The sequence below is a fragment of the Shigella sp. FC1967 genome (assembly GCF_001743005.1).
In the GTDB taxonomy this organism is placed as follows: domain Bacteria; phylum Pseudomonadota; class Gammaproteobacteria; order Enterobacterales; family Enterobacteriaceae; genus Proteus.
Genome location: NZ_MIIZ01000951.1, coordinates 1 through 1,649 on the forward strand (window position 1 = coordinate 1; position 1,649 = coordinate 1,649).

Here is a 1,649-nt window from a genome sequence, read left to right on the forward strand (position 1 = left end):
ACTATATAATATATATATACTATATAGGACAGATGGGACAGCGGGACAAACAAAAAATAGATAAATGTATTTATAAAAATACTATACTCTTCCCCTCCTCGGTCTAATCCCCCTAGCAAAATACTCTGGTAGTAAGTTTGGTAGTAAAAACAAAAACAATAAATACAAATAACATTATTTATCAAATGATTACATAGCCAATTCCAATTCCGCCAGCCCACCAAATTATCTTCTAAGGACGTCCAAAGAAGACTGAAAAGCCCGCTAACTCAATGAGTTGCGGGCTTTTTTTATGTCCTGCGCAGTCTGATGTCACCTAATTAAATCCAGTCATCTTAGGCACCTTGATAGGCACCTCGTTAACCTTTATCGTTTTTGAGGCGCCTAAATCAAAAATAGCAAGACAAACCAAACCGTTATCAGTAAAAGAGAACGACGTGGCAAAGCTAAAACAGTAGTTGTAAGATCGTGGGCTCAACCAAGCATTATGTTGCTGTACTGAATCATAAATCCGCATCAGGTTGCGCATTTGGTGATTTTTATATCGTGGCAAGAACTGGCGGAAACTGGCAACAACGCGATACGGGCACTTGTAGCCCGAATGCCTACGTTCAAAAAGGAACCATTAATAATGGTCAGTACTCTTCGGTCGATATTGGTGTTGGCGGGACGATTGTAGCCCGTTACCCCATTGGGTATTGGAGTATGCAAAAAGAGTTCTCAGGCAAGAACCGACCACGCTGGAAAGAAAAAGACCGTACTAAAGGTGGGTTGCAACCAATCAACAATAAATAATATTCTCGCTGCCATCAATGGCGGTAGCGAGAACGATAAAAGGTAACTGAAGATAACGTAATGAATAAGATAAAAAGCCTATTTGCGATAGGGCTATTGGTAGTGAGCACATTTAGCTTGGCTGAAGAGCAACAGTGTTATGCAAGTATCACACATACGAGCTCAAATTTTATTAACCAAGGTTACTGTAGCTACTCTTTACCCTCGATAATGGCGGTAACCATATGGTTCTAGACCACGCGGAGTTTGGTGCGCTTGAGATAACCTTGAGAATGAAAGATGGGCAAGGAAAAGCATTAGTGGATACGGTACTGGAAGTGGAACCTTTTGGCGACTCTAGTGCCACTTTTGCTAGATTGGAAATACCTTGTAAAGATGTTGCTGAGTTTGAAGTGGTTAAAGCGGTGGAAGATCAAAACGGGCGTAAGGTTGAGTTACCGCTATCGATTTTTCAGGCTAATAATCCAGAGCTGGCGAAAAATAATTTTTTTAGTTATTCACCAAAGAGACGTGTGGCAGATTAAATGATCTCCCATTTTTTTGATTAGTCGGCTTTGAGCAGGATGCGGACCTTATCATGTTTATCTATCGTGACGAGGTCTACATCAAGAACAGTGAGCACAAAGGAGGGGACAGAAATCATTCTGGATAAGTAGCGAAATGGACCTATCGGATTCGATGCACCAGCCCTTCAATGCTCAGCGGTCACGACTTGATAACTACAGTGACCTCAATCCGAAGAATATTAACTCTGTTAGCCAGGTTGCCCAGGCTTACTCAATTTCCTCTCTCAGATTGCTCTCATTACTTACTCTATATATTCCATCTAAAAACTTAAATATAATGGCATTTCA

General features: G+C 40.9%; 2 protein-coding genes and 1 pseudogene. All 3 read left to right on the forward strand.

All coding sequences use genetic code 11. The features are described from left to right. The first annotated feature begins 468 nt into the window (after window positions 1-468). Window positions 469-795 (forward strand): hypothetical protein, encoded by a 327-nt coding sequence (locus BHE89_RS16585; RefSeq protein WP_286138838.1) that lies wholly within the window; start codon window positions 469-471, stop codon window positions 793-795. 224 nt (window positions 796-1,019) lie between these two features. Then, the gene (locus tag BHE89_RS26170; protein ID WP_286146231.1) at window positions 1,020-1,319 is read left to right on the forward strand and encodes an IrmA family protein; all 300 of its coding nucleotides are present in this window, start codon (window positions 1,020-1,022) and stop codon (window positions 1,317-1,319) included. Window positions 1,320-1,351: 32 nt separating this feature from the next. Beyond that, window positions 1,352-1,518 (forward strand): annotated as a pseudogene (locus BHE89_RS26175) (DnaB-like helicase C-terminal domain-containing protein); the annotation flags it as partial. Between the last annotated feature and the right edge of the window lie 131 nt (window positions 1,519-1,649).

Coding starts and splice junctions, on each gene's coding strand:
- BHE89_RS26170 (WP_286146231.1), top strand. CDS start 1,020: ATGGTTCTAGACCACGCGGAGTTTGGTGCGCTTGAGATAACCTTGAGA.